At 36.8% G+C, this 3,263-nt stretch carries 3 protein-coding genes and 1 tRNA gene; 2 read left to right on the top strand and 2 right to left on the bottom strand.

All coding sequences use genetic code 11. The features are described from left to right. Window positions 1-201 precede the first annotated feature (201 nt). Both QP439_RS08805 and rlmD read right to left on the bottom strand, forming a co-directional pair. A tRNA-Glu gene (locus QP439_RS08805) sits at window positions 202-273 on the bottom strand. 61 nt (window positions 274-334) lie between these two features. Further along, on the bottom strand, window positions 335-1,690 hold the full coding sequence (gene rlmD, locus QP439_RS08800) for a 23S rRNA (uracil(1939)-C(5))-methyltransferase RlmD (protein ID WP_285389619.1): 1,356 nt from the start codon (window positions 1,688-1,690) through the stop codon (window positions 335-337). A gap of 37 nt (window positions 1,691-1,727) precedes the next feature. Here rlmD and recX point away from each other — a divergent pair, with 37 nt between their 5' ends. After that, complete coding sequence (gene recX / locus QP439_RS08795) at window positions 1,728-2,504, top strand: recombination regulator RecX (RefSeq protein ID WP_049499824.1); 777 nt, start codon at window positions 1,728-1,730, stop codon at window positions 2,502-2,504. 88 nt (window positions 2,505-2,592) lie between these two features. After that, a complete protein-coding gene (ntdP, locus tag QP439_RS08790) occupies window positions 2,593-3,126 on the top strand; it encodes a nucleoside tri-diphosphate phosphatase (RefSeq protein ID WP_000775316.1) in 534 nt (177 codons plus the stop codon). Window positions 3,127-3,263 lie beyond the last annotated feature (137 nt).

Genomic DNA, 3,263 nt, shown 5'->3' with positions numbered 1-3,263 from the left:
TTTTTCATTGTTCAGTACTACAACCTTAGTTGTAGTGCCCTGCACATTGGTTCGTCTTGTTCAGTTTTCAAAGGTCTTTGTCGCTTACTTCTCTCAAGTGACAACTATATTAGTATATCACAGTCGCTTTCGCTTGTCAACACTTTTTTGAAATTTTTTTGAAACTTTTTTTTCATCAAGTGCTTCAACCGCAACATACCATAGTCCGTACGGGATTCGAACCCGTGTTACCGCCGTGAAAAGGCGGTGTCTTAACCCCTTGACCAACGGACCAGAGTTGTTATTTTTAACTCTTACTATTATACAGGCTTTTCAAACTTTGTCAACACCTTTTTTAAACTTTTTTAATTAATTTTACAACTGCTTCAGTTCGAGCAGTGTGCGGGAACATATCGACCGACTGAATATAATGGATATCGTAGACTTCTACTAACCGTACTAAATCACGAGCCAAGGTCGAAACATTACAAGAAATATAGACCATTTTTTCTGGTACATAAGTAAGAATAGTATCTAATAGCTTATCGTCCAGACCAGTACGTGGTGGATCCACAATCAGAGCATTTGCTCGGTAGCCTTCCTTGTACCAACGAGGAATAATTTCTTCTGCCGTTCCAGCTTCATAATGAGTATTGTCAAATCCCATTCTTTTAGCATTTCGCTTGGCATCTTCAATGGCTTCTGGAATAATATCCATACCTCTTAATGTTTTAACTTTCTTTGCGAAGGCAAATCCAATCGTTCCAACTCCACAATAAGCGTCAATCAAATGGTCTTCTTTAGTAACATCCAAGGCTTTTACAGCCTCACTATAGAGGACTTCTGTTTGTTCAGGATTTAGTTGATAGAATGCTCGAGGAGATAGTGAAAATTCATAATCGAGTACACCTTCTTGAATACTCTCTTGTCCCCAGATAATCTCTGTCTTTTCACCATAAATCTCACTGGTTTTAGCTGTATTGGTATTAACAGCTACTGTCACAACTTCTGGAAAATCTTTAATTAAATCTTTTACCAGCAGGGTTAAATTAAGCTGACGATTTATAACAATAATAATCTGAACCTGTCCAGTCTTTCTTGCTCGTCGGACCATTATAGTTCTAACACCTAGAACTTTTCTCTCATCCGTGATTGGAATCTGGTGATAAGTAAGTAATTCTGCTAGACGATTAGCAATCACTTGAGTTTCCTTGTCTTGTACCAGGCAGTCTTTCAACTCTACTAAGTAATGAGAGTTTTGTGCATATAAGCCAGCCTTGGCCTGATTTTTAAATTTTCGAGTCTGAAATTGTAACTTGGCACGGTAGTACTTTGGTTCCTGCATTCCAATAGTTGGACGAATTTCATAGTTTTCATATCCTGCAGGAGCAAATTTTTTCAGCGCTTGGTGAAGTAAGTCCGTCTTGAACTCCAGCTGCTTATCATAATGCAGGTGCATGATTTGGCAGCCTCCACATTCATTGTAAATAGTACAAGCCGGCACAACTCGAAATTTAGACTTCTTATTAACCTTCAGTAATTTTGCCTCAACAAAGTTACGTTTAATAGAAGTAATCTGACAATAGATATCTTCTCCTTTGAGAGCACCAGGCACAAAGACTAATGTTTTTTGATAAAAGCCGATTCCCTCACCATTAATTCCCATGCGCTTAATTTTTAATGGTATTTTTTGTTTCACTTTCAGATTCATACCCCTATCTTATCACATTTTGAGTTATAATAGAACTATGAAAATCACAAAACTTGAAAAGAAAAAAAGACTCTATCTGATGGAGCTTGATAATGGCGACAAATGCTACATTACTGAAGATACTATTGTTCGTTTTATGTTATCAAGAGATAAGGTGATAAGTGAAGAAGAATTGAAAGATATTCAGGACTTTGCCCAATTTTCTTACGGTAAGAATCTAGCCCTCTACCACCTATCCTTTAAAGCACGTACTGAAAAAGAGGTCAGAGAATATCTGAAAAAATACGATATTGATGAAAACATCGTTTCTCAAGTCATTATTAATCTTAAAGAAGATAAGTGGATTAATGATGCTCAGTACGCTTATGCTATCATCAATGCCAATCAACTTTCAGGAGACAAGGGTCCTTATGTACTGACTCAGAAACTAGCTCAAAAAGGGATTTCAAAATCTACTATAGAAGAGAACTTGAAAGAATTTGATTTTTCTGAAGTTGCTCAACGTGTAGCTAATAAACTATTGAAAAAATATGAGGGAAAACTTCCAGCTCGTGCCTTGCAAGATAAGATAATCCAAAATCTGACCAACAAGGGGTTTTCCTATTCTGATGCTAAAACTGCTTTTGACCAGTTGGATAGTCAAGTTGATCAAGAAACGACTCAGGAACTCATCTTCAAGGAACTTGATAAGCAATATGCTAAGTATGCCCGAAAATATGAAGGATACGAACTTAAACAGCGTTTAACTCAAGTTTTAGCACGAAAAGGCTACGATTTTTCGGATATAGCAAGCGCTCTCAGAGAATATCTTTAATATTTTCATGTAAAATTCACAGATTTTAGGTAATTTTATGGTACAATAGTAAACGATAAACTTATAAATTGTAGAAAGTTGGTTAGTTATGAAGCTTCCAAAAGAAGGCGACTTTATTACAATTCAAAGTTATAAGCATGATGGGAGTCTCCACCGAACTTGGCGGGACACCATGGTACTAAAAACAACAGAAAACGCCATTATTGGTGTCAACGATCATACACTGGTTACCGAAAGTGATGGTCGTCGTTGGGTCACTCGAGAACCGGCTATTGTTTACTTTCACAAGAAATATTGGTTTAATATCATTGCCATGATTCGTGATAATGGAATTTCCTACTATTGCAATATGGCTAGCCCCTACTATCTGGATGAAGAAGCACTGAAGTATATTGATTACGATTTGGATGTTAAAATTTTTACAGATGGAGAGAAACGTCTCTTGGACGTTGAGGAGTATGAGCGTCACAAACGCAAAATGAATTATTCCGATGACTTGGACTATATTTTAAAAGAACATGTCAAAATTCTTGTTGATTGGATTAACAATGGACGAGGTCCTTTCTCAGAAGCCTATGTAAACATTTGGTACAAGCGCTATGTAGAACTAAAGAATCGGTAAAGTTGTCAAACTGGGGGTAAGACCCCGGTTTTTTTATTTTAAAAACCCAGCTTTACAGCTAGGCTTATCCTTATATATCGGCTCTATAATATTTGTAGTGGGTAAATCCCCTATGGATCTTATGGAGCCTTTTTTGT

This window comes from Streptococcus sp. UMB1203, assembly GCF_030217725.1.
Lineage (GTDB): Bacteria > Bacillota > Bacilli > Lactobacillales > Streptococcaceae > Streptococcus.
The sequence above is the reverse complement of the archived record's forward strand: the minus strand, read 5'-3'. Positions and strand labels throughout refer to the sequence as shown.

Excerpts from the sequence above, each read along its gene's own strand:
- rlmD (WP_285389619.1), bottom strand. The coding sequence starts at position 1,690 with ATGAATCTGAAAGTGAAACAAAAAATACCATTAAAAATTAAGCGCATG.
- recX (WP_049499824.1), top strand. The coding sequence starts at position 1,728 with ATGAAAATCACAAAACTTGAAAAGAAAAAAAGACTCTATCTGATGGAG.
- ntdP (WP_000775316.1), top strand. The coding sequence starts at position 2,593 with ATGAAGCTTCCAAAAGAAGGCGACTTTATTACAATTCAAAGTTATAAG.